General features: G+C 62.6%; 23 protein-coding genes and 1 pseudogene. 14 read left to right on the plus strand and 10 right to left on the minus strand.

Annotation, left to right across the window (positions count from 1 at the left end; all coding sequences use genetic code 11):
- Positions 1-54: 54 nt before the first annotated feature.
- Genes ACNPNP_RS11625 through ACNPNP_RS11635 form a run of 3 tightly spaced genes read right to left on the minus strand, consistent with a single transcriptional unit; the run spans position 55 to position 3,602 of the window.
- Positions 55-1,536 (minus strand): MDR family MFS transporter, encoded by a 1,482-nt coding sequence (locus ACNPNP_RS11625; RefSeq protein ID WP_448966205.1) that lies wholly within the window; start codon positions 1,534-1,536, stop codon positions 55-57.
- Between the two features lie 45 nt (positions 1,537-1,581).
- Positions 1,582-2,556, minus strand: a complete 975-nt coding sequence (locus ACNPNP_RS11630) for a zinc-binding dehydrogenase (RefSeq protein ID WP_448966206.1) — start codon at positions 2,554-2,556, stop codon at positions 1,582-1,584.
- A complete protein-coding gene (locus tag ACNPNP_RS11635) occupies positions 2,553-3,602 on the minus strand; it encodes a zinc-dependent alcohol dehydrogenase (protein WP_448967241.1) in 1,050 nt (349 codons plus the stop codon). The genes ACNPNP_RS11630 and ACNPNP_RS11635 overlap by 4 nt, the downstream gene beginning before the upstream one ends.
- Before the next feature lie 126 nt (positions 3,603-3,728).
- On the opposite strand from ACNPNP_RS11635, the gene ACNPNP_RS11640 reads away from it, so the two are divergent.
- Positions 3,729-4,337: a TetR/AcrR family transcriptional regulator gene (locus tag ACNPNP_RS11640; protein ID WP_448966207.1), complete on the plus strand. Its 609-nt coding sequence runs from the start codon at positions 3,729-3,731 to the stop codon at positions 4,335-4,337.
- A gap of 84 nt (positions 4,338-4,421) precedes the next feature.
- Here the strand turns inward: ACNPNP_RS11640 and ACNPNP_RS11645 are convergent.
- Both ACNPNP_RS11645 and ACNPNP_RS11650 read right to left on the minus strand, forming a co-directional pair.
- Positions 4,422-5,529: pseudogene (locus tag ACNPNP_RS11645) on the minus strand (alpha-hydroxy acid oxidase).
- A 197-nt stretch (positions 5,530-5,726) separates the two neighbouring features.
- Positions 5,727-6,884 (minus strand): serine hydrolase domain-containing protein, encoded by a 1,158-nt coding sequence (locus ACNPNP_RS11650; protein ID WP_448966208.1) that lies wholly within the window; start codon positions 6,882-6,884, stop codon positions 5,727-5,729.
- A 177-nt stretch (positions 6,885-7,061) separates the two neighbouring features.
- Between ACNPNP_RS11650 and ACNPNP_RS11655 the strand changes: the two genes are divergently transcribed.
- From ACNPNP_RS11655 to ACNPNP_RS11665, 3 genes are all read left to right on the plus strand, one after another.
- Positions 7,062-8,150 (plus strand): zinc-binding dehydrogenase, encoded by a 1,089-nt coding sequence (locus tag ACNPNP_RS11655; protein ID WP_448966209.1) that lies wholly within the window; start codon positions 7,062-7,064, stop codon positions 8,148-8,150.
- A gap of 58 nt (positions 8,151-8,208) precedes the next feature.
- On the plus strand, positions 8,209-8,814 hold the full coding sequence (locus ACNPNP_RS11660) for a TetR/AcrR family transcriptional regulator (protein ID WP_448966210.1): 606 nt from the start codon (positions 8,209-8,211) through the stop codon (positions 8,812-8,814).
- 601 nt (positions 8,815-9,415) lie between these two features.
- Positions 9,416-10,312: an AbaSI family restriction endonuclease gene (locus ACNPNP_RS11665; RefSeq protein WP_448966211.1), complete on the plus strand. Its 897-nt coding sequence runs from the start codon at positions 9,416-9,418 to the stop codon at positions 10,310-10,312.
- Between the two features lie 113 nt (positions 10,313-10,425).
- Here ACNPNP_RS11665 and ACNPNP_RS11670 read toward each other — a convergent pair whose 3' ends face one another.
- A complete protein-coding gene (locus tag ACNPNP_RS11670; protein WP_448966212.1) occupies positions 10,426-10,698 on the minus strand; it encodes a hypothetical protein in 273 nt (90 codons plus the stop codon).
- Positions 10,699-10,710: 12 nt separating this feature from the next.
- Entirely contained in the window at positions 10,711-10,995 is a 285-nt protein-coding gene (locus ACNPNP_RS11675; protein ID WP_448966213.1) for a DUF1883 domain-containing protein, read from the minus strand.
- Positions 10,996-11,094: 99 nt separating this feature from the next.
- Here ACNPNP_RS11675 and ACNPNP_RS11680 point away from each other — a divergent pair, with 99 nt between their 5' ends.
- From ACNPNP_RS11680 to ACNPNP_RS11690, 3 genes are all read left to right on the plus strand, one after another.
- On the plus strand, positions 11,095-11,784 hold the full coding sequence (locus ACNPNP_RS11680) for a hypothetical protein (protein ID WP_448966214.1): 690 nt from the start codon (positions 11,095-11,097) through the stop codon (positions 11,782-11,784).
- Between the two features lie 88 nt (positions 11,785-11,872).
- Positions 11,873-12,661, plus strand: a complete 789-nt coding sequence (locus tag ACNPNP_RS11685; RefSeq protein ID WP_448966215.1) for a hypothetical protein — start codon at positions 11,873-11,875, stop codon at positions 12,659-12,661.
- Complete coding sequence (locus ACNPNP_RS11690; protein WP_448966216.1) at positions 12,661-13,095, plus strand: hypothetical protein; 435 nt, start codon at positions 12,661-12,663, stop codon at positions 13,093-13,095. The genes ACNPNP_RS11685 and ACNPNP_RS11690 overlap by 1 nt, the downstream gene beginning before the upstream one ends.
- A gap of 484 nt (positions 13,096-13,579) precedes the next feature.
- On the opposite strand, the gene ACNPNP_RS11695 is transcribed toward ACNPNP_RS11690, so the two are convergent.
- Positions 13,580-13,990 (minus strand): zinc-binding dehydrogenase, encoded by a 411-nt coding sequence (locus ACNPNP_RS11695; protein WP_448966217.1) that lies wholly within the window; start codon positions 13,988-13,990, stop codon positions 13,580-13,582.
- Between ACNPNP_RS11695 and ACNPNP_RS11700 the strand changes: the two genes are divergently transcribed.
- Positions 13,957-14,565: a TetR/AcrR family transcriptional regulator gene (locus tag ACNPNP_RS11700; protein WP_448966218.1), complete on the plus strand. Its 609-nt coding sequence runs from the start codon at positions 13,957-13,959 to the stop codon at positions 14,563-14,565. The genes ACNPNP_RS11695 and ACNPNP_RS11700 overlap by 34 nt on opposite strands.
- 150 nt (positions 14,566-14,715) lie before the next feature.
- On the opposite strand, the gene ACNPNP_RS11705 is transcribed toward ACNPNP_RS11700, so the two are convergent.
- Both ACNPNP_RS11705 and ACNPNP_RS11710 read right to left on the minus strand, forming a co-directional pair.
- Positions 14,716-16,176, minus strand: coding sequence for an amino acid permease (locus ACNPNP_RS11705; RefSeq protein ID WP_448966219.1), 1,461 nt, complete (start codon positions 16,174-16,176; stop codon positions 14,716-14,718).
- 91 nt (positions 16,177-16,267) lie between these two features.
- The gene (locus ACNPNP_RS11710) at positions 16,268-17,299 is read right to left on the minus strand and encodes a 1-aminocyclopropane-1-carboxylate deaminase/D-cysteine desulfhydrase (protein ID WP_448967242.1); all 1,032 of its coding nucleotides are present in this window, start codon (positions 17,297-17,299) and stop codon (positions 16,268-16,270) included.
- 54 nt (positions 17,300-17,353) lie between these two features.
- On the opposite strand from ACNPNP_RS11710, the gene ACNPNP_RS11715 reads away from it, so the two are divergent.
- The 6 genes from ACNPNP_RS11715 to ACNPNP_RS11740 all read left to right on the plus strand — a co-directional run bounded on the left by ACNPNP_RS11715 (position 17,354) and on the right by ACNPNP_RS11740 (position 23,503).
- Positions 17,354-17,878: an Lrp/AsnC family transcriptional regulator gene (locus tag ACNPNP_RS11715; protein ID WP_448966220.1), complete on the plus strand. Its 525-nt coding sequence runs from the start codon at positions 17,354-17,356 to the stop codon at positions 17,876-17,878.
- A gap of 100 nt (positions 17,879-17,978) precedes the next feature.
- The gene (locus tag ACNPNP_RS11720) at positions 17,979-19,058 is read left to right on the plus strand and encodes an MDR/zinc-dependent alcohol dehydrogenase-like family protein (protein ID WP_448966221.1); all 1,080 of its coding nucleotides are present in this window, start codon (positions 17,979-17,981) and stop codon (positions 19,056-19,058) included.
- Between the two features lie 359 nt (positions 19,059-19,417).
- Complete coding sequence (locus tag ACNPNP_RS11725; RefSeq protein WP_448966222.1) at positions 19,418-20,509, plus strand: sugar ABC transporter substrate-binding protein; 1,092 nt, start codon at positions 19,418-19,420, stop codon at positions 20,507-20,509.
- Between the two features lie 26 nt (positions 20,510-20,535).
- Positions 20,536-21,306, plus strand: coding sequence for an ATP-binding cassette domain-containing protein (locus ACNPNP_RS11730; RefSeq protein WP_448966223.1), 771 nt, complete (start codon positions 20,536-20,538; stop codon positions 21,304-21,306).
- Positions 21,303-22,493, plus strand: coding sequence for a sugar ABC transporter permease (locus tag ACNPNP_RS11735; protein WP_448966224.1), 1,191 nt, complete (start codon positions 21,303-21,305; stop codon positions 22,491-22,493). The genes ACNPNP_RS11730 and ACNPNP_RS11735 overlap by 4 nt, the downstream gene beginning before the upstream one ends.
- An 89-nt stretch (positions 22,494-22,582) precedes the next feature.
- Positions 22,583-23,503 (plus strand): acetamidase/formamidase family protein, encoded by a 921-nt coding sequence (locus tag ACNPNP_RS11740; RefSeq protein ID WP_448967243.1) that lies wholly within the window; start codon positions 22,583-22,585, stop codon positions 23,501-23,503.
- Positions 23,504-23,679 lie beyond the last annotated feature (176 nt).

Consider the following 23,679-nt stretch of genomic DNA (forward strand, 5'->3'; position numbering starts at 1 on the left):
CCCCCCGCTTCTGTTTGCGGGTTGATGCACCCGAGGGGCGGGGAGGATTCGTTCTCAGTGAAGTCCGATTCCGCTGCGTCTCGTCTGCGCCGGTCGACGGACGAAGATCGACAGCAGGATCATAGCTAGGCTGACGAACGCACCGACCACGAACGCGCTGTGGATCCCCGCAAGCTCAGCACTGGCAGGTGCTATTCCTGCTGCCTCTTCGGCGGCCATGGTGGTCGACATCAGCGTGATGAACAGTGCTGTGCCCGCTGCGCCGGCTACCTGCTGCATGGTGTTCACAATCGCAGTGCCATGAGAGTACAGTCGCGGCTTCACCGATCCGAGCGCTGTGGTCATCAGCGGCGTCATCATGCATCCGAGTCCGACGTTGAGCGCGATGTGAATCGTGACGATGAAGCCAATGGTCGAGCCTTCTCCCAAGAACGTCATCGCCCAGAGTGCGGCGCTGACCACAAGGGCACCGGGGATGACGAGCGGGCGCGGGCCGTACTGGTCGAACAGGCGCCCGATGAACGGTGCGACGATTCCCATGACGACTGCGCCGGGGAGCAGGATCAGCCCGGTCTCAAGGGCGCTCAGCCCGATGATGTTCTGCAGGTAGAGCGGCAGCAGAATGAGAGTGCCGAAGAGTGTCCCCATGCCGATCACAATAAGAACGAGCGGTAGGGCGAACGTCCGGCTTGCGAGGGGACTCAGATCCATCAGCGCACGATCACTGCGCTGGAGGACAATCTGTCGGCGGATGAACACCGCGAGCGCGGCGACGCCGACGGCGAGCGAGATGGCGGGGTGCACGATGGCCTCGCCGGTGCTGGACTCTCCGATGCTGCTGAGGCCAAAGATCAACCCGCCAAAACCGAAGGCGGCGAGAACAACCGATGCGATATCGAAGCGCACTCGCTCGATAGTGCCGACGTTCTGCATGAAGGCAGCACCGAGGACAATCGCGACCGCGATGATCGGGAGCATGATGATGAACATCCACCGCCACGAAAGCAGATCGATGACGAGCCCTGACACCGTCGGCCCGACTGCGGGGGCCACGGCGATGACCACCGAGATCATCCCCATCATGCGCCCGCGTCGGTGTGCCGGTACGAACTCCAGCACTGTCGCGGTAAGAAGAGGCAGCATGAGCGCCGTCCCCGCTGCCTGCAGGATACGAGCAAGTAGCAGGACCGAGAAGATCGGCGCTGCCGCTGCGACGGCTGTGCCAACGCTGAAGAGCACAAGTGCAGTGAAGTACACCTGACGCGTACTAAGTCTTTTGAGAATCACTCCGGTGGGCGGGATGATGATGCCGAGCGTGAGCAAGAAGGCCGTAGTCAGCCACTGGCCGGTCGCGGCGGTAATCTCGAACTCCGCCATCAGGCGAGGCAGCGCAACGCCCATGACAGTCTCGTTGAGGACAACGACGAAGGTTGCGGCCAGCAGGAGCCCGATTGCGATCCGCGCTGCGCGAGGCATCTTGTCGGGTTCTGTAGCAGCGTCGGGGATACGTATGGTGTCTGTGTCGGATGCGGTCATGCGTTGGTCAACTCCTGGGAATGAGGGAAGGCGAGGGCAGGACGATCAGGCAAGGAAGAGAGCCTTGCCCACGAGGCGCCGCTCTGACATGGCGGTGAGGGCTTCCGGTACCTGCTCCAGCGGGAAGGTGCGATCAACCATCGAGCGCAGGTGTCCGGTGCTGAGGAGGGTCAAGAGCTCTGCCAGGTTGACGCCCAACCGTTCCACGTCTCGCGTATCGCCATGCGTGTATGCGGCGCCGAGCGCGATCTCGTGGGTGGATGGACCAATTGAGAACGGCGGAACAACAGAGATATCCGGGCGCCCGGCTGTGGTTGCGATTCGGCCTCCGTAGCGAAGAAGCGCCGCGTTTGCCGTGGCCGAGGCTGTTCCAACGGTGTCGAGAACCGCATCCACACCGACATCACCGGTGATCCTGCGCACTTCGGTCGGAACATCCTGGGTCTGAAAATCGACGAACTCATCGGCGCCAAGCGCGCGAACACGGTCCGCATTGCTGCCGGCGTCTGTGGCGATGACCCGTGCACCGCGAATCTTCGCGAGCTGGAGCGCGTAACCACCGACGCCCCCAGCAGCGCCTGTGATCAAGGCCACGTCCTCGCCCGTGATGTTCAGCCGATTAATAGCCTCCATCGCTGTGAGTCCCGCGGCTGGCATGGCGGCGGCATCCGCGAACGAGACTGAATCAGGAATTCTTGCCGCAGCGAGCGCAGAAACTACAGTCTGCTCGGCAAGTCCACCCCGTGCGCGAATATCCGCGTGCGCGACGACCCGGTCGCCCACACGAAACTTCGTCACGCCTGGCCCTACAGCGTCGACGATCCCGGCCGGATCGAGCCCGAGCACGGCGGGCCATTCCCACTCTGCGACGCCATAGTGTGCGCGCTGAAAATCTGAAGGGTTGAGCCCGCAGGCTTGCACGCGAATGCGGAGCTGCCCAGCGCCGGGTTCGGGAAGGGGGAGTTCTCCGACGCGAAGGGTGTCCGGTGTTCCGACCTGGTCGAGAAGCAGCGCCTTCATCGGCTGACCTCCGTTCCGAGCGAGGGATCAACAAGGACCTTCACCGCGTCCTCGCCATCGGCGAGTGCGTTCAGCGCCGCTTCGAGATCGTCCAGTCCGATAACTCTGTCGATCAACGGGGCCGTTGCGAGGGACCCGTCCGCCATCATCGTCATCACCATGTGGAACTCGTGGTTAAGGTGGGCGAGTGAGGCGCGAATCGTCAGCTCCTTCGACAGCCACGTCAGCGGGGATACTCGAATGTCGGATGTCGCGGCGCCAACGAGCATGATCGTTCCTCCGGGACGTGCCACCGCAGTTGCGGATTTGAGTGCTGGCTCATTGCCGACACAATCGAAGACAAGGTCAGCGCCCAGTCCGTTCGTCTTAGCCAGGACCGTTGCGTCCGACTCTGCGGGGGGCGTGGCCGCCGTCGCACCGAGGCGACTGGCGAGGGCTCGCCGTCGCTCGCGGGGTTCGACAACGATCACTTCGGCGGCTCCTGCGTGGGCAAGCAACTGGGTGACGAACAAGCCAACCGGTCCGGCGCCGATTACAACGGTTCGTGCCCCGACCACGGACGGCGCCCGGCGAACGGCGTGCAACGCGACGGCCGCAGGCTCTACCACAGCTGCATCATCGTCGGTCAGCGTCTTTGGCACCGGGATCAGCGCCTCTGCAGGCATCGTGATCCGCTCCGCGTATCCGCCGTGATCAGGAGTGAAGGGATGCGTCCCGAACGCGAGGGAAGAGTACTCCGCGCACCTCTCCCAGTGACCCGACAAGCACATCTCACAGCGGCTGCAGGCCGGCGGAGTTCCAGCAACTACTCGATCCCCGATACGCACGTTCGTCACATCCGCAGCCACGTCGAGTACGTCGCCGACCCACTCATGCCCGGAGAGGAACGCCGGGTACTCCTCGCCATCACGGAACGCTGCGACATCGGAGCCGCAGATTCCCGTGCGCCGAATTCGAACGACGGCCGTCCCGGAACGCGCCTCGGCAGGCGACGATACATCGCGCATGTCTAGACGGCGGAGGCCGGTGATGATTGCTGCACGCATTGACACTGCTCAACTTTCAATCGGTGGTGAAGTCACGTCAGCCTGCCACCTTTTGACAGTCACTGTCAAGTTGCGTTTCGATGCCAAGGTGGCGCACAATATAGACAATCCTGAGGAGGTGGCCCCATGCCGCTAGACAGCACCCCGGACCTTCGTGCTCGCCGGAAAGCGGAGCTTCGCCGCGAGGTTTCGGAGCACGCGCTTCAGCTCTACGCCGAGCGGGGGTACGAAGAGACCACCGTTGACGACATTGCACACGCGGTGGGGATCTCGCAGCGGACCTTCTTTCGGCACTACCCCACGAAGGAAGAGACAGTCCTCTTCGAGTCCGAGTCCCTCGCCGATGCTTTGGCAGAGGTGAACTTTGAGCGGATGTCAGCGGTCGCTGCCCTCGCCACCGTTCAAGCGGTGTATCGCGAGATGGTGGTAAGGCTCGATTCCAACGAAGACGAGAGAAGTCGCCACGCACAGCGTCTTATTGCTGCCAACCCTACGCTTCGTCAAGCCGCCTCAGCGCGGCATTCTTCGATCATGGAAGACACTCGTCGGCGCCTCGCGGGGGCGCTGAGCGATGGGCTCATGGCGCGGATGGTCGTAGAGATTTCTACCGCCACCCTCCACGCTGCGCTCGATGAGTGGGCTGCACAAAAGGATCCAGCCGAAACTCCCGCAGTTGACTTCTACGACCGTGCTGCGCAAGCCCTTGAGTGCCTGCGGAGCACTGCGCGAAACTGACCGAAGGACAGACCAACCGCCTACGCGAGCTAAGGATCAGCGTGCTCACCGCCGCGGCGGGGGCGGCGGTGAGGCACGGCTGCGCTAGACGGCCGGGCGTCTAGTCCTCCCGTCGAACGGGGTCTGGTCGGGCACGTTGTTGTATGCGAAGCCGTTCGGCAAGTACACGTCACTCCGCTCGACATCTGCTGGCGTCGCCTTCGCCAGCGCATACAGCGACTCCGAGATCCCAGCCCTCAGAATCTCGAGCGCGGTGGCAACGCCTCGTGCGCCGTCTGCCGCTAACGGGTACAGGTGTGCCCGCCCGATGAGTACCGCCTTTGCGCCTAGCGCCAACGCTTTCACGACGTCGGCCCCCTCCGGATGCCGCCGTCCATCAGCACCTCAATGTCCTGCCCCACACTTTCGGCAATTTCGGGTAGGCAACGGATTGCAGCAAGCGTGGGGTCGAAGTTGGTTCCGCCGTGGTTGGACACGCTGATTGCGGCAGCGCCAGCATCGACCGTGCGCCGGGCGTCATCAACGTGGGTGATGCCCTTCAGCATCACAGGCTGGTCCCAACGCTCGCAGAACCACGACAAGTCGTCCCAGCTAGGAGGCGGAGTATTGGTCCATAGCGCGAATCCCTCATTGAAGAAGGGGGCGGGGTCGCTCGCGTGGAGCGTGACGTTCGGCACTCGGAGCTGGGGGACGACGCCGTGAGGCAACCATCTCGCGACGTACCGAGGTTTGAGAAGGGCTTGCGGCCCGTACTTCACGATCTCGGCGAGCCCCATCCGGTCCGGGATGAGAACTTTACGCCAGTCTGTCCGATAGTTGTGGACGTAGTCGACGGATAAGATGATCCCTTTTGACCCCGCTGCCCGAGCTCGCTCCGCTCGAGCGAGCACGTCGTCTCGAGTTCCGGTCCAGGAGAACTGAAGGAACGCGTGATCGTTCGCACGAGCGACATCCTCGATGGAACGGGATCCATAGTTGGACAGCGCAATGGAATCCCCGCCGTCTTTGACGCCTGCGCCGCGGCGACCTCACCCTCGGGGTGCACTGCTTGACCGCCGGCGGGCGCGATCATGATGGGCATACTGCTGGGAACACCCATGATCGTGACGGTGAGGTCCCGCGCTGGGATGTCTGCCACTCGAGGCTTGAACTTCACCTCCTGAAAGGCCGCGACGTTGTCGATAGCAGCCACGCCGCTTTCCTTTGCGGCGTACAGACCTTCATAGATAGCCTTCGGCAGCCTTTTTTCGCGATACGTTGCGCCTCAGCAATGCTCACGAACAGCGGGGACTTCGCCATGGGGTCGTTCCTTTCGGAGCGGGCGGGCCGCCTGGACGAATCGTGTCGCGATCCAGGAGGCCCTCGCTGGGGAGTGAAATGTGCGTCCGGTCAGTTCACCGGGACGACTGATTTCTCAGCCGCGACCTGTCGTATGGCGTTGGCAATGGTGACGTAGGACGGGGGCGGACCCATCTGCATGTGGTTATGAGTAATGGCAACAGCGAGCCCCGTGTCGAGCTCTGCCCAGCCGATGGACGATCCCGCTCCAGGCATCCAGACGATGGACGAGTGCGGGGTTATGACCGGGATCATGCCGGGCGTTTCATCACTGAGGTAGTACCCGTACGCCGACACAGGAACCTTCATACCCAAGTACATGTCGACGGCGTCGGTGTTGGGGCGCGGGGTGAGAAAGTCCATCACTCGTTCTTCGGAGAGCAAACGCACACCGTTCATCTCTCCTCGGTTGGCCAGGAGCGCCCAGTGCGCGGCCATCGACCGCGCGTTGGTGATCGACCCCGCACCCGGGTCAACAGTCCTTCGAGTGATTTCCTGGTTGAAGATCTCCGCTGATGGATGCACCGCATGCGGCATCCCTCGGAAGAACATGGGGTAGGGCGTACTTTCCGGAATCTCGCCGCCGACGATGCGGGCCAACCGATGATCTTCCTCCTCGGGTAGACCGAGATACAGGTCTGTGGCACCAATCGGGTCGAGCAGTTCCTCCCTCACGAACTGCGCGAAAGGGCGCCCCTTCGGGTCTGTGCGCTGCACAATCTCCCCGATGATCCAGCCCCAGCCGAGGGCGTGATAACAGTTGGTCCCAACGGGATACTCCGGCTCCATGTCTTCGAAGCCGCGAATCATCCACTCCCAGTCCGCTTTGAGTTCCGGTGTAACTCCCTCGGGCATCCACGGCACTCCGGACTGGTGGGTGAGAACGTTCCGGACGGTGATGTCTCCCTTGCCGTTCTTTCCCCACTCTGGCCAGTACGTCGAGATCGGCGCGTCGTAGTCAACCAGCCCTCGCTCGGCCTGAAGATGCAACGCGGTGGAGGTGACGCCCTTCGTCACCGAGAACGGGTAGAACAAGGTATCCCCCGTCACAGGCTCCTTCGTGTCCGGGTCTGCGACCCCTCCGAAGGTATCCACGAGGAGGCGTCCGTGGAGATACGCGGCCACTTGAATGCCGACTTCAGTGGTGGCCAACGCTTCTTCGATGGCCGCTTCAATTCGTGGATCGGTCAGTTTGGCTTCTGTCGCCATGGCAGTCCCTTTCATCGTCGAAAGACCGAGTCTCCACATCTGCGTGCGCTCGGGTGGACACAGCCTAGGCGTTCACAAGACTGGCTGTCTAGCAAAAAGGCAGGCCGTATATGCTGGGCCACATCGGAGAGACGGTCGTCGTCCGAGAACCCAAATCAACGAAGAAGAGGTGGTGACATGCAGGGTGTGGTTGTCCACAACGGTCAGGTCGAGCTTGCTCACGACTTGGAAGTACGCCCCCCGGGACCGACCGAAGTGCGGGTGCGAGTCCTGGCATCCGGCCTTTGCCGCAGCGATCTGTTGCCGATTGATGAACCGCAACCTGACCCGATGGTGCTCGGCCACGAGGCATCTGGCGTGATCGATGCCCTCGGCTCAGGAGTGACCGACCTGGAGGTGGGACAACTCGTCGCGGTCTCCTGCCCCGTACCGTGCAACCGGTGTGAGGCGTGCGCGAAGGGGCTCTTCACGGCGTGCCAGCACAGCTTTGGCATCGGAGAGACACCCTTTTCGAGGAAAGGTCAGCGTGTTCGTGCTCTCGCCCGAGTGTCTTCGCTCGCCGAGTACATCGTCGTCGACGAGTTTCAGGCACATCCGGTGCACTCACTCTCGCCCAACGCTGCTGCGCTCGTGGGCTGCGCCGTCAGCACCGGGTACGGGATGACCAAGAACGTGGTTGAGTTGCGAACCGGCGAGAGTGTCGTTGTGTTCGGCGTGGGTGGGATCGGAATCAACAGCATCCAGACTGCACGGATGCTAGGCGCTCGTCGAATCATTGCTGTCGATATCAACGGCGACAAGGAAAGCACTGCACGGCAGTTTGGCGCGGATGACTTTGTAGAGATCGCACCGGGGTTCTCGGCAGAAGATATCGTCCAGGCTGTTCAACGATCAGTCCCCGATGGAGTCGACGCGGTGATCGACTGCACCGGCCAAGCATCGGTGCTTGAATCGGCTCAATGGCTCCTCAAGCCGGGAGGGCGTTTAGGGCTTGTAGGTATCCCCCACGATGGTGGCATCATGCGCATCGACGTGAGCAACGCGATGTATCGCCACCTGACAATTCGCGGCGCCCTAAACGGTGCATCGAACCCGTTCCTCGACATGGCAGACATCGTGCGGCTCGCCGAGACTCACCATCTTGAGCGCGACGACCAGGTATCTCATACCTTCGCGCTGGAGGACTACGCCGATGCCATCGATGCTCTAAGAAGAGGAAAGGTCCTCAGAGCTGTCATCCAAATGCCCTCGGCAGATGCTAGTTAGAGCATCATCCCACGGCATTCAGAAGCACGCCTTGCGAAGGCCGCGTAAGCTCGGGGCGATGAAGCAGACAGTGACCGGTCTCAGGGCCGCGCAGAAGGCGATGACGCGCGACCGGCTGGTCGACGCCGCACATGACTCGCTCGTTTCCCGGGGCTATGTGGGCACGACAATCGATGACATCACGACAGAAGCCGGAGCGACTCGGGCGACCTTCTACCTCCACTTCACGTCAAAAGCCGATATCACTCGTGCGGTGTGGGAGCGTTTCGTCGACGAGCCCACAAACACTCTGTGGGCGCGACTGGATGGAGTGCTCGAAGCTCTCGCGAGCGACCCTGCGGTCTTGCAGCGAGATTGGTTCCCCCAGGTCCTCGCCCACTGGGAGCACCGCGGCTCAACGATCCGTGCCATCCTTCACGCACGAATTGTCGAGCCGACGCTCAGTGAACGGTTGCTGACTACGCGGGAAGATATCGCCGACATCATCGTCCGTGCGCTCTCGCCCCATCCCCGGCACTCCGACTCGGCTCTCCGTATTAGAGCGATTGCTGCCTTCGAGATCCAGACCCAGGTTTTCCTCGGCTGGATCGAAGGCCAGGTGCCACACGACACGGACGCCGTTATCGATGCGCTCTCGGATGCCTGGACTTCACTGCTGAGTTAGATCGAGCTCGCCAATGGAGCGAAGGCCATCCGCTGTCCCGCACAGCCGACGCCCGCCGACGCTCGCTTAGCCGCTGCATCGCCGCACGAATGGTTCGGCGCACATCATCGCTATTGCGATCTCGTCGCCCATGGGGCGGCGGCTGCTCGAGGTTCTCGGCAAAGCCAACCTGCAGCACCACCGGTACGTGTCTCCGGAGTGGCAGCGCATCCACAGCTACGGCCCCCAGGTCATCGAGTTCCTAAACGGCAGCCTGAAGCACGCCGACAACGCCACGCCGGGATCACCCGCACCTCTGCGGTGCGTCCCCGCGCCTCTCGAAGGCGAATGTCCACGAGCCGTCGCGCCCAGCTCGAACTGACCGCCAGTTAGCGGACGCACATGTGGCGCGTTCTCGGAGGCCGCGGCCGACGGCATCCAGCGGTGAGGGGTTTATTGCCCACAGTGCAGAGATCAAGACAACTTCTCGTGCGCTTTTCCTGTCCTCCATCAGCGCTGACCCGGGCACTACGCCCGGACGATGCATCATCCCCAGCAAGAGCGGACAATGAACTGCCGATACCGTCGAGTCGAGGGTTTGTGGCAGACGCATGGAGGATTGATGAGCAAGGCACGTACACGATGGGTGGCCCCGAGCGAGGTCGATTTCCATTCGCGGATGTTGCGCTCCATCACGGGCAAACGGTACGAGGTGTACGCCATTAGCCGCATCCTCCATCTCCTCGATGATCCGGAGATCGAGATCATCACGCAGCAGCCGGTTCGTCTTGAGAACGGCTCGTTGGCGCTCCTGGACCTCTACCTGCCGCAGTTCAAGGTCGGCGTGGAGGTCGACGAGTTGCATCACTTTTCGGAGCAGTCGCAGAACGCGGACAAGATCCGCGAGCAGGCAATCGCCTCAGTGGCCGTTGCGAACATCCGCCGCGTTCGGGTGGAGGATGCTGATTCCCTCATCACGCTCAAGCAGCAGGTCGATGAGCTCATCGCAGACATCAGACAGTTGAAAGCCGGCGCGGTCGCCGACGGCTCGTTCACGCCCTTCGTCTACGGACACAGACATGACCCCGACCATTGGCGGGCTGTGGGTACCGTGACGACCGAAGACGACATTCACATGCATTCGATGGTCGACGTCTGCGCTCTGTTCGGCAAGAACGTCGAGCACTGGCAACGCGGAGTCATCCCTCTGACGGACACTCACCGCGTCTGGATGCCGGGTCTCACGCAAGAGGGTCTGACGTCCCGAAATGACTGGAAGAACACTCTCAGCCGAGACGAGCTGACCATTGTGGAAGAGCAGCTCAAGACCGGGTTATACAGATACGACCCGACGGTGAAGAGCATCGTCTTCGCCAAGTTCAAAGATCCGGTTCTCCTCACTCAGTATTACCGTTTCCTCGGGGTGTTCGAGATCACAGCCATCGAAGAACTCGCGGAAAAGAAGCACGTCACGTACACCCGGGTGTCTACAGAGGTCGACCTCACCGCCCACAGTTAGTGGGTTCTACAGGCTTTCGCTGGTGATACCTCGCACGGAGTTGCAGATAACCCGCGAAACGCCATGCCTCGTCGATGATGCAACGCGACGTGTCGCCCTGCTCTCGGTCGAGATCAGTTCCAGGTCTTATGCAACCAGTCACTACCGCGCTTGTTGAAGCCTTTCCAGGCGCGGGAGCGGCCAGTGACATCAACGACCAGTAGCTCGTCGTCGCCGTCGATGTGTGAGCCCAGTGCGTCACGGACCTCTTTTGCAGACAGTGTCGTGCGGACGATCCATGTGGAATCGAGGTGGTGCCACCACGCGCCAAGGTTCTTGATCGCCGAAATGAGGTCGTCGTAGTTCTTCTGCTTGTTCAGGTCATACCCGATGAGGTGCGTAGGCATGGGCTGTTCCTCTCACGTACCGTTCTCGACGCGCACTCGAGATGTCACAGTCGTCGCGGCGAGGCCGGCGAGATCTATGGTCACGACCCATTGTCCGCTGTGGGGCACCGGCAATCGGAGGGGGCTACGACGTGCGAGACCGCCCTGATATCGGTGCGCTCGGCCGTCCCGGAAGTTCTGGAACTCGTTCGTTGTCATCAACCGCACGTTCGCGCCCGTGGAGAGGGTCACGACAACGGTCGCTCCGCTATCCAAGTGTCCCAGGTCGTAGTGCTGGAACCGCGTCCTGACGGCCATGACGGCGCCTCCTTCTTCACTCGAAGTCTAGGGGGTCTTCGACACGCGCTATGGTGATGCTTCGGAGGGAAAATGGCGCGGGGATCGTGGGTGCAGGGGATGGTTGCTGACCTCCCCGATGCGCCGATGGAATGGCCGGAGGTTCTCTACCTTCGGCTCACGGCTCAGTTTGGCCGCCTGGGGTCGGGCAGAGAAAATACCAGCGCTGCCGAGGGCATACTCGGGTGGGACCATCAGGTCTATTTCTTCGTCGGCCGACCTCATCCGGACTACTCCGCCTCCGTCACCCTCTTCTCCCCGCCGGCGCCAGGAGCGGCTGCCTGGGCTGTCACTCCGTTCGATACCGGCGGCATGATCAAGGGCCACATCGTTACTGCACCGGAGCAGTCCGAGTCAGAGCGTGTCTCCCTGGTCGAGAAGTGGACTACTGCTGACACCTCGTATGTTGAGGCTCAGGAGAAGTGGATCGGGGGCGCGTTCACCGAGCGGGACGGTTACGTGCGTTCGGAGAAGCCGACCACCCATCTCGTGCCACAGGTGGATCTCGCCCACAACTCCGACCACTCGTGGACTTGGGAAGGTCGCCTCCCCTCGGTCAACTATGAGACAGCTCCAACAACGGCCACGCACGTGTTCGTGTCCACGGGACGCCGTCAGCATTTCCAGAACTGGGTGCGGAAGTCTGGGGTGGTGGCGCGAGAAGACCTTGCCGCGTACATGAGAACCGTGGCAACTCTCGTGCACGAGACACCAAGCCCAGTCGAAGACGCACAGGATATTCTGTGTTGAAGGGAGGATGCGAGTGAAAGTAACGCTGGTGGGGTTCGTTGCAGAGCTGACAGGCTCCGACGACCATCTACTCGAGGCGCAGCCCGCTGTGGAGATCGACGGCGACATCTTTGTCGCGCCTGGGCTGGACTGGACTCTGGACACTCTTGTCCCCTACCGCCCTCAGTCATCGACGCCGCTCCATCGCGTGGCGTCCCGCCCTGAGATCGTCGTGGGCGACACCGTATGGATTGCTGGGCGCACATTCGTCAAACGCGCAAAGGAATGCAACGCGGTCGGCGAATTCGCGTACGAAATTGGCGGCTGGCAGGCCGTCGCTCTCGGGTTCCGCGGCTCGTTCGGTCACCGACGTGCGTTCGCTGACATGGTTCGCGCGCTCCGTCACAACCTGGAGCGTGGATTAAATCAGGCTCTCTTCGACCACGTGAACCTGCTGCGCTTCGCCGGCCCGATTCTGCACGAGCTGTATGCCGCGCTGCCTATCGAGCCCGATCTCGAATACCAACTCACCCGCGCCCTCGTCTTCGACGGGGAACGCGACGAGTACTCGTTGGACTTCATCCGCGCTGAGACCGTCCACTTGCTAGGACTCGCCCCGTCGGAGGAGGAGTTCGACTCACAGTTGGAAGCCAAACGGCGCCGACTGTCGGCGAGCCGTTTGGGCGAGCGTGGTCAGCAAGGTTGGATTCCGTTCACGGCAGCTCCGGCACGCAAAGAAGCCGACGAGGTCCGGAAGATGTTCGAGAGTGTTCTCGCGCACTCGAACCAGGCTCCGGACTCCGCGATGACCGACCTCTTCCTGTCCTTCGGCGCGGAACCGCAGTCGTCCTGGGCTCACACGAAAAGCCCCCAACCCACGTACAACGAGAAGGTGTGATGTCGGACTCGACGCACGACGACAATCCCGCTGAGGTTGAAGGAGACCAGACACTCAACACGGGAACGGGAATCGAAGATTTCTATTCCGCGATGCAGCGGGAGCGAGAGAGCCAGTACGAGAGCTACCGTACGTACGCCGGTAGCGAGTTGTACACCAAGCATCTGCGCTCGGCGCTGGCGTCGTTCACCGAGACCGACGACCTCGAAGTCGGAGATCTCGTGCAGTGGAAGACGTTCCTCCGCAACGCTGAATACCCGGACTACGGGGCACCGGCAATCCTCATGGAGTTCCGCGACGTTCCAGAGATCTCTGTCGCGTCAACCATTGAACGTCAAGATGTTGTGATCGGTGTTCTCGACCAGGACCAAGACTTGCGTCTGGTCGTCACGGACCGACGCCGACTCACGACATGGGAAGCTGACGGCGCCTAGCCTCGAGCGCCCCTGCGCGAGGCGCGCGTTTCTCGCACCTCTCCCCTCGTTCGCACGCGATACCCGGTGGCGGGCCCACCCATGCCCGCAATCGTGACACTCCCGCCGCAGCCGCTTGCCGGCACCAGACACGACATTCTGAGCAGTGAGCTCACCATTGGAAGTCCGAAGCGAGGTCCGGCTTCGTGGCGGCTATGTCACTGAACCCACCCACGCTGTGCTGCGTGACGCCACAACGGCGCTATGGGCACGAAGCCGACGGCGAGAGCTGCGGGTGGGTAGACCTGCAGCCCTCGCCGATGTGGCACCGTACTGGGGCAATTTCGAAGGCAGAGCAGAAAGCCTCCGTCAACTCTGGCGGCCGGGCCACTGGGCCTGGCCGCCAGAGGCCCCACCTGTAGTCCTTCGCCGGTGAACGGAGAAGGCTACGTGGGGGGTCCCCCGCTTCGCGCCGGTCAGGGACTAGGCGAATCTGGCGGTGTGATCAAGCGGCATAGACAGCTTTTCCGATGAGCCGTCGCTCGGACATCGCGGTGAGAGCATCGGGAACCTGCTCGAGGGGGAAGGTGTGGTCAACCATCGGACGTAGTTTCCCGTCGCCGACGAGCGCGAGAAGCTCCCCGAGGTTGGCGCCCAACCGCTGCACGTCTCGGTCGTCGCCGTGCGTGTACGCCGCACCGAGGGCGATCTCATGGGTGGAAGGCCCAATCGAGAAGGGCGGCACCACCGATATGTCCGGCCGCCCAGCCGTGGTCGCGATTCGACCGCCGTAGCGCAACAGCCCGGCGTTGGCCGTCGCTGAGGTGGCCCCCACGGTATCCAGGACAGCCTCATACTGGAGGCGACCTCGGGAGGTGGGTAGTGGACGACGGCAACGTGATGGACCTTCGAACACGTCGCAGGATTCAGCTGCGCCGAGAAGTCTCGAAGCATGCGATGGATCTCTACGCGGAGCGAGGGTACGAGGAGACAACCGTCGACGACATTGCTCATGCGTTGGGGATTTCACAGCGAACCTTCTTCCGTCACTACCGCACGAAAGAGGAGACCGTTCTTTTCGAGTCCGAGTCGCTCGCACAGGCGCTGGCAGAGGCGGATTTTGCACGCATGTCGCTCACGGATGCTCTCGCCGCGATACAGGAGATCTACCGCGAAATGGCTGTCAGACTCGATTCCAGCGACGACGAGCGGAGTCGCCGTGCGCAGCGGCTGATCGCCGCGAATCCGACGTTGCGTCAAGCCGCGTCAGCTCGCCACTACACGATCATGGAAGACACTCGGCGACGCCTGGCGCAGACGCTGGGCGATGGGCTCACCGCACGGCTGGTGGTGGAGCTCTCTACCGCGACGCCCCACGCTGCCTTAGACGAGTGGGCGGCGCAGCCGCATCCGGCCACCACTCCCGCAGTTGAGTTCTACGACCGCGCCATGCACTCTCTCGCCGAGTTACGGCCCGTCCCGCGACGCTGACGGGGCGTAACACCCAGTGCCGAACCCTGACGCTCCAACCTCGCCACCGTCACGCCCCGGGCGCGGGGACGCCCGGGGCTTTGACGGGAACAACAGCGGATGGAGCTGCACACCGATTGCCGGCTGGCAGCGGCGCCAAGGAGGCTGCGACTAGCCCCGTTCGATGTCAGCGTCGAGAGATGACTGCCTGCGCGAGTTGAGGGGCGTGACAGCGACAGTGCCGGTGTCGTCGTGGAGCTCTTTCCTCGTGCGCCCGGCGTCTCGGACGAATCCGAAATAGCAGGCGATAAGGATCGTGATCCAGATCGCCCCAACTATCAGGGCGGGACGCGTGTCGGGGACAACTCCGATGAGGATGACCACGACTCCGATGACGAACATCGCGAGGTAGTTTGCGACGGGCCACAGCGGGGCAGGGAACTCGCTGGGCAGCAACTGGTCCCGCAAGATCTCTCGTTTCATGCGTGCGTGGGAGATGAGAGTCATCAACCACACCACGACGACCGCGAACGTGGCGAGCGCCGCAATGAGGAAGAAGATCTGCTCTTCGAACCAGACGTTCAGGACCACACCCACCAGAAGCGCGGCCGTCATTGCGATCACCGTCATGAAGGGGATTCCGCTGCGGCTGGCCTTGAGGAACGCACGCGGTGCCTGTCCCTGCTCTGCGAGACCGTGAAGCATGCGCGCCGCTGCAAAGAAGTCAGCGTTGATGGCTGAGAGCGCGGCGGTGATCACGACGACGTTGAGGACATGCGCGGCGCCCTCGAGCCCGAGGTTCTGGAAGATGGAAACGAAGGGGCTGGTGTTGCCGTCGATGGTGTTCCAGGGCTGGATCGACATGATGACCGTGAGCGCGAGAACGTAGAACAGCAGAATCCGAATAGGAACCGAATTGATGGCCTTCGGGATGACCTTCTTCGGATTCTGAGCCTCTCCGGCCGTGATTCCGATGATCTCCGTACCGCCGAACGCGAACATCACGATGGTGAGGGACAGGAGCACTCCCCACAATCCGTTGGGCATGAACCCGCCGTGATCGACGAGGTTGCTCAGTCCTGCGGCACCATCCGACTGATTGCCGAACCCGAACAGGATGATCGCGATTCCGCCGAGGATCATCGCGACGATAGCGACAACCTTGATGAGGGCGAACCAGAACTCCATCTCTCCAAATACCTTGACACTCACCAGGTTCGCGGCGGTGATGAAGAACACCACTGCCAGGATCCAGATCCACCGTTCCACGTCCGGGAACCAGAACCCCATGTACACCCCGAATGCCGTGACGTCGGCCAGCGCGACCACGAACATCTCGAACGTGAAGGTCCAGCCTGTGAGGAATCCGGCGAACGGACCGACGTATCGCGATGCGTACTGACCGAAAGATCCCGCGACGGGGTGGCGGACGGCCATCTCCCCCAGCGCGCGCATCACGACGAAGACGACCGCCCCGCCAAGGATGTAGGCAAGAAGCACCGCGGGTCCGGCGGCTTGAATCGCGCTGGCAGAGCCGTAGAACAGCCCTGTACCGATAGCTGAACCCAGAGCGATCATGCGGATGTGTCGAGCGGTGAGGCCCCGGCGTAGCGCGGAACTGGTCTGATTCATGCGAAGTCATTCTCCTTTGAATGCGGTGAGTGATGCGAGCTCGCTCACGAGGGGGTGCACTGCAGGGGGCGGGGTGGTGAGGACGGGACTGCTAGAGCTGAATGTCGCCGAGCCGCGGTATCGCCGACCACATGGCTGCGGTGTAGTGCGGATCAAAGATCGCGTGATAGCCCCCGGTATGCCAAAACAGCACGGGTCCGTCGATAGAGCCTGAGCGAGCCATGTCGATGATCGCCGCGACGGCCTTGCCCGTGTAGACCGGGTCCACCACGATTCCTTCCAATCGCGCCATGAGGTCGATGGCTTCCATGACGCCGGGTGCGGGCTTGCCGTACCCCTCACCGAGGTAGGACTCGGTGAGCTCGAGGTCCGCGCCCGTGATCTGGATGCTCGGGGCGAGAAGACCAGCAGCCTCTTGAGCGAGACGAAGGTACGTCGCCGGAACATCGTCGTACACTTCGCCGGCGACCACGACACCGATGATGCGGGTGGAAGCACCCTGGATCGCTCGGCCGAGCGTCAGCCCAGCGTGAGTGCTACCCGCGGAACTCGCATGGACGATGGTCTTGAACTCCGTACCCTGGGCGCGGATCTGCTCATCGGCCTCGATGTATGCGCGAGCGAAGCTCGTCGCTCCACGCCCAGTAGCGGACCCGATGGGGAGTCGGTAGACACGCTCGCCGGTGTCCTCGAGCTCGCGAATGACACCTTCAGTGAGATGAGCCAGTTCCACCCAGGACACGTCGCCGACCAGCCGGAGGTCTGCGCCGAACAGTGCGTCCAGCAACAGGTTGCCGACCGGCTCCTTGGGCTCGTCATGGCAGAGCACTAGCGTGCACTTCATGCCTATCGCAGCGGCCGCCGCCGCGGCGGCGCGCGTGGCGTTGGAATGCCGCGAGCCCTCCGTCACAATGTGCGTGGCGCCCAGTGCCTGCGCGTGCGCGAGTTCCATCTCGAGCTTGCGGACTTTGTTTCCAGCCAGACCCACCGACCCCAGGTCGTCGCGCTTCGCCCAGAGTTCCACGCCGAGGTATTCACTCAGTCGCGGAAGACGCTGGACCGGTGACGTGAATCCTCGAAGATCGATGCGAGGCAGATCCTGAAGTTCGGGCTTTGTGCTCATAGTGAGGAAACTAGATACAAATAGAGCTATTGCACAACCTCTGAGAATATTCCCATGCATCTGCTCATCAAGAGGCAAAGGACGACGAGTATGATCGAGCACATGTATACGCTCGATGCGGTCGATGCTCGAATTCTCCTCGCTCGCGACGAGTCTCCTGACGCGTCTCTGATAGAGATCGCCGCGCGCCTGGGAATGTCGCGAAACACCGTGCAGGCGAGACTGAAGCGACTTCGGGACAGTGGCTCCTTAGGGGTGCCGAGCTCCTCGGTACTTCCGGAAGCGGCGGGGCGCCCGCTGCTCGCGTTCGTGACGGTTTCGGTAGCGCAGCAGAGCATCGACTCGGTTTACGCGTCATTGGCCTCAATCCCCGAGGTAATCGAAGCGCACACCACGACCGGAGAGGCGGATCTCATGCTTCGCGTCGCGGCTCGCGACACTGTTGACCTTCACCGCATCACGCAAGCGATCCAGCTGTCCCCGGGAGTGAACCGCAGCAGCACCTCCATCGCGACGACAGAGGTCATCGCTCCGCGGATGTCGTCGCTGCTCACCGTCCTCGCTCGCACGTCGGCCTGACCACCTCTCTTGACGTCCCGACACGGGAAGGTGTCGACAGGCGTCTTGCCCTGAGGTATATTCATGAAACTACTTACAACGTGCGAAGGAGCACGAGGTTATGTTGACCGAGACGTCGAGGCAGATGCGCTCGGTGGTGACCGCCGTCACCACCGGCGACATACGTCTTGCCTCCGTACCGGCCGCGACGCCGGCCCCCAATGAGGTCGCCGGCCGCACACTCGTCTCTCTGATGAGCCCCGGTACGGAGTTGGCGTGGGCGTTTCACCCGTCCTCCTCTCCCCTCGAACTCGGCTACTCCTCTGTGTTCCAGATTGACGTAGTAGGCGATGAGGTGCAGTCGCTCTCCGTCGGCGACATCGTTCTGTCGACCGGTCCGCACGCGGACTGGCAAGTAGCGCGCGAGAGCGATGTAGTCCGCGTCCCTGATGGCCTCGATCCGGCTGCCGCCGTCTTCGCAAGGCTCATGAACGTCCCGCTGTCTGCTCTGCACCTGTGCACCGTCCCCACCGGCGGCGACGCTCTCGTCATCGGACTGGGACTCATCGGCCAGTGCACCGCGCGGGTACTCGAGCGTGCCGCATTCTCCGTGACTGCAGTCGACGATGATCCGCGCCGACGAGGCCTCGTGCCGCCCGGGGTCGCCAGCTCGGATCAGGTGACATCCGAGAGCGCGGACCTCATCGTCGAATGCACCGGCGGTGATGCTCGGATCGTCGATGCGGTCCGTGCCGCACGACGCGGTGGCGAGATCGTTCTCGCAGGTGTTCCCTGGCGTCCTCGCGAGACCGCGCCCATCTTCGCCATCTCTCGGCCGATTTTCGACAAGAGCGTGACTGTGCGTGGTGGTTTCGAGTGGCAGGTGCCGCTGGTCAAGGACACCCGCGCGGGCCGCACGGATGCGCGCGATCAGATGAAGCGCGCGATGCGCTGGCTCGCAGAGGGTGGCATTGAGACAGAGGGCCTGACATCGACGATCTCACCGGGTGAGGTCGTGGACGCCTACGTGTCGCTCCGCACACGCACCGCCCCGGCCCTGTCGTACATCATCGACTGGTCCGAGGGCAACGGCACCGATACGGCAACACGGCCGTATCACGCCCGAAACATCGACTCGTCAGACTCATCACTGACCATTCATGTGGTCGACCCGACACGCAACGAGAGGAGTGCCCAGTGAGCCAAGCTCCCGGCAATTCTCGATGGGTGACCCCTGCCGCGTCGCAGCGCTTTGCGGCCGCCCGTCTCGATGTGGTTTACCGCCCCAAGGGGCAAGGCGAGGGCTGAGACCCGCGCGTCCCTCGTTGCTGACGGACGCTCCTGCCTGCTCGCCGAGGCCACCGCAATCACGTTGTGGCGCTCGACTGCAGCCGCTCGTTGGCGAACCCGCCTGGGCCGTCGCACGCCGCGCCGACCCTCCTCCGCGCTCGGTCCCTGCCGAAGCGTCGGCGACGTCGAACACGGTCTTCTTTGTCGACCCAGCTGGCGTCCCCCGTTAGTCCCCGTAGTACACACCGACACACCCTCACAGGAGTAACCATGTCTGTACGAACGAACCGTGCGTCCATTCGACGCACTGTTGCTATCACCGCCACCCTCGCCGCCGTCGCTCTCACCTCCGCCAGCTGCGCCAGCTCCGCAGGCGGAGGCGGCGCGAGCGACGAGAAGACCGTTGCCTTCCTCGTCCCGAGCACGGTGCAATCCAAGTGGACCGCTAACTACGACCTGTTCACCGAAAAGCTCAAGGAGGAGTACCCCAACGTTGAAACGGTGATGTACAACGCCAACGCGAGTGACAGCACCCAGCAGTCTCAGGTGGACACGGCCCTGACGCGTGGCGCCGACGCAATTGTCCTCGTCTCCGTCGACTCGACCTCTGCTGCTCGAATGGTGCAGGTCGCAGCGCAGAGCAAGGTTCCGGTCGTCAGCTACGACCACCCCATCATGAACACGGCTGATCTGTCTCTCTTCGTCGGGGTCGACGGCATCGCCCAAGGCAAGGCCACCGGGGAATGGGTCGCCGAGAATGCGCCGGACGGCTCGCGTGTCCTCTTCCTCAATGGCAGCCCGACTGATGACAACGCGGTCGACTTCAATGAGGGCTACCACAGCGTGCTCGACCCTCTCATCGAGTCGGGCAAGCTCGAAATGGTCGGAGAAGACTGGGTCCCCGGGTGGGACCCCCAGACGGCGCAGTCGACCTTCGAGCAGCTGCTCACCAAGGCCGGGGGCGATGTCGATGTCGTCGTCGTGCCGTGGGATGACGGAGCAGGAGTCGTTTCGACAGTGCTGCGAAATGAGAAACTCACCGACGTTCTCGTGACGGGAGGGGACGCGAACCTCGCCGGGCTCCAGCGGGTGCTGCTTGGTGAGCAGTCAATGACTGTCATTCGCGACGACCAGACCCAGTCCGTCGTCTCCGCTCAAGCCATCGCGGGCCTGCTCAAGGACGGCAAGGTCCCCTCTGACCTGATCACCGGTTCGGCTGACTACGGTGCAGGCGACGTGCCCACCCACCTGCTGATTCCGAAGGTGTACACCATCGACAACATCGCCGAGCTCGTCGACAGCGGCTGGGTCACCACGAAGGACCTGTGCAACGGCATCCCCGCCGGCACGGGACCCTGCTGATCGCGCCATCACGAAGGAGAAACGACATGCTTCTCGAACTACGCAACATCCATAAGAGCTTCGGTGCCGTCCACGTCTTGAAAGGAGTGGACTTCGAGGTGGACGCTGGGGAGGTCGTTGCCCTCTGCGGGGACAACGGTGCCGGCAAGTCGACGCTCATCAAAGTGATTGCCGGGGTGCATCAGCCCGACGAAGGCACGGTTCAGATGGACGGCAAGGAGATCACTTTCGCGAGTCCGGAAGCCTCCGTGGAGGCGGGCATCGCGACGGTGTATCAGGATCTCGCCCTGTGCGACAACCTCGACATCGTGCAGAACATGTTCCTCGGGCGGGAACGGTACCGGCGGCTGCTCGGGCTACCGCTTGGCCGCGCGACGCGTGTGCTGGATCGCAAGTCCATGACCGTCACCGCCGCCGAGCTGCTCGCGGACCTGCGAGTGACCACGGTCAGCGATGTGCGCGCGAAAGTCGCATCGCTTTCCGGAGGTCAGCGCCAATCCATTGCTATTGCTCGTGCCGTAATGGGCGACTCGAGGATCATCGTCCTCGACGAGCCCACGGCGGCGCTTGGCGTGGCGCAGACCTACCAAGTCGGGGAACTGGTGAAGAGGCTGCGCGACCAAGGCATGGGCGTCATCCTCATCTCCCATGACATGAATCAGGTGTTCGAGCTCGCCGACCGCGTGACGGTGCTTCGGCACGGTCGGCGCGATTACAACACCCACACCTCGGAAACCACCCCCACCGATGTGGTCTCGGCCATCACCGGAGCACTCTCCCTGAAGGAGATCGCATGACTGCCACACCTGTCGATGCTCGCAGTACTCAGCGTCCCACTATCAACATCGGTCCCCCACCATTCCGGCCCTGGCACGACCTTCGAATGCGGGTGAACCAGGGCGAGCTCGGCATGATCCCCGTGTTCGTCAGCCTGATCCTCATCGCGGTGCTCTTCGGCGCCCTGCAGCCGGACTTCCTCAGCCCCCGCAACATCAGCAATCTGCTCGTACAGGTCGCGGTCACAGGGACCCTTGCCGTCGGCTTGGTGCTCGTCCTGCTCATCGGAGAGATCGATCTTTCTGTCGGCTCGATCATGGGTACCGCGGCTGCTCTGCTCGGCGTCACGGTGACGACCATGCACTTCCCGTGGTGGGTTGGCCTGATCGCCGCCATCGTCGCGGGTGGCCTCATCGGAGCATTCCAAGGGGCGTGGGTTGCGATATTCCGCGTCCCCTCATTCGTTGTCACACTGGCCGGCTTCCTCGGCTGGTACGGCGTCCAGCAGGCAATCCTGGGATCGCAGGGGACGGTGAACGTCTTCGACCCGCAGATCGCCTGGATAGCGACCAGCTTCCTTCCTCCCTGGATGGGCTGGGTCACAGCGGCTCTCATCGTCGCCGCCATCGCGCTGTCGGTATGGCGGAGCGGGAAGGCCAGAGCGACCACCGTCATTGTGGCGGCAGCGATTGGATCCTTCGCTTTCGTCGCCATCCTCAATCAGTTCAACGGTGTCCCTGTGGTCGTCGTGATCTTGGTGGCTCTTATTGCGATTGTCGACTTCGTCCTCACCCGCACCCAATTCGGGCTGCATGTCTACGCTGTCGGCGGGAACGCCGAAGCCGCACGACGGGGCGGAATCAGTCTCGTCCGTGTGCGGACACTGGTGTTCATGCTGGCGGGAGCGCTGGCTGGACTGGCGGCGATCATCGCCGTTTCCAGGAATGGAGCCGCCGGCACCCTCACCGGCGGCGGCACGCAAATGCTCGAGGCCATTGCCGCTGCGGTCATTGGGGGGACGTCTCTGTTCGGAGGACGAGGCCGAGTATGGGCGGCCCTGTTCGGTGGCCTCGTCCTCGTCAGCGTCTCCAACGGCATCGACCTCCTCGGTTACCCCACCGATGTGAAGTTCATCGTCGCCGGCGCGATCCTCCTGCTCGCCGTAACCATCGACGCTCTTTCACGTCGCCGGGCACGCGCGGCCTGACACATCTCAAGAGAAAAGGAATCAATATGAGTACTACCGCTACAGACACGCGTCAGCGCATCCTCCGCGAGGACGCCTACGAATACGTGATGGCTCTCCAAGAGCCTCGCCTGACCGTAGAGCAGGGCGAAGAGTTCGTCCTCGAGGTTGAGAACTCGATGAGCAACCTCATCGTGACGGAGGACGATCTACCCACGCACGAAACGCTGGGCGAGATCGCGAAGCTGAAGAAGTTCAATCCGTGTGCCGGCCCGATCTATGTCAAAGGCGCCAAGGCCGGCGACACTTTGGTCGTGGACATCGTGGATATCGTCGTAGAAGAGACGGGGTACGTTCTCCTCGAGCCGGGCCCCGGACCGTTTCAGGACTCCATCAAGTACGGCGAAGCGCGGGGGCCGTACACAAAGATCATCCAGCACCTGCCTGGCCCCAGCGGAACGACATCCGACGGCATCGGCGTCTTCGACGACAACACCCAGTGGGATCTGCAGCCGCTGATCGGAACAATCGGGGTTGTCCCTCCTCGACCTGAGGTCAGCAGCGACACTGTCTTCATGCAGGGACCGTGGGGTGGGAATCTCGACACTCGCGAATTCCGCAAGGGACACCGGCTCTACTTCCCCGTGGCGCATGACGGCGCATTGCTCTATGCCGGCGACGTGCACGCGACCCAGGCCACGGAATTCGGCGCGACGGGCGACGAGTCCCGAGCAGAGCTGACACTCCGGTGCGAGGTCATCCCGAACAAGACCATCCCCTTCATTCGCGTGGAGACGCCGACAGAAATCGTTCAACTCAACTCATGGCGCCCTATCGAGGAGGGGCTGAAGCAGGCGAACCTGTGGATGATCGACTGGCTCGTCGACGACTTCGGCTTCACCGTTCGGGAGGCCACACTGCACCTCGCGGTGAACCCCGATGTGCGCGCCAACGTGTACCTCCTGTGCATGGACGGCAAGCAGAACTACACCATCGGAGTCTCGTTCCCGAAGTCAGCGCTGAACCACTGACCGGTGGGTGACCTGCACGCGTACATGCAGGTCACCCCCTCACCGGGCATCCGACCCGCCTGACTACCGGCGACCGCTCGTGCTGTCACAAGCGACTGACATCGGTAGCGAAATTCTCTTGACACGCCCCGCCCACCGGCCACAAAATGTAAGTAGTTACAAAACGCTATGACCCA

The organism is Microbacterium xerophyticum (genome assembly GCF_053543555.1).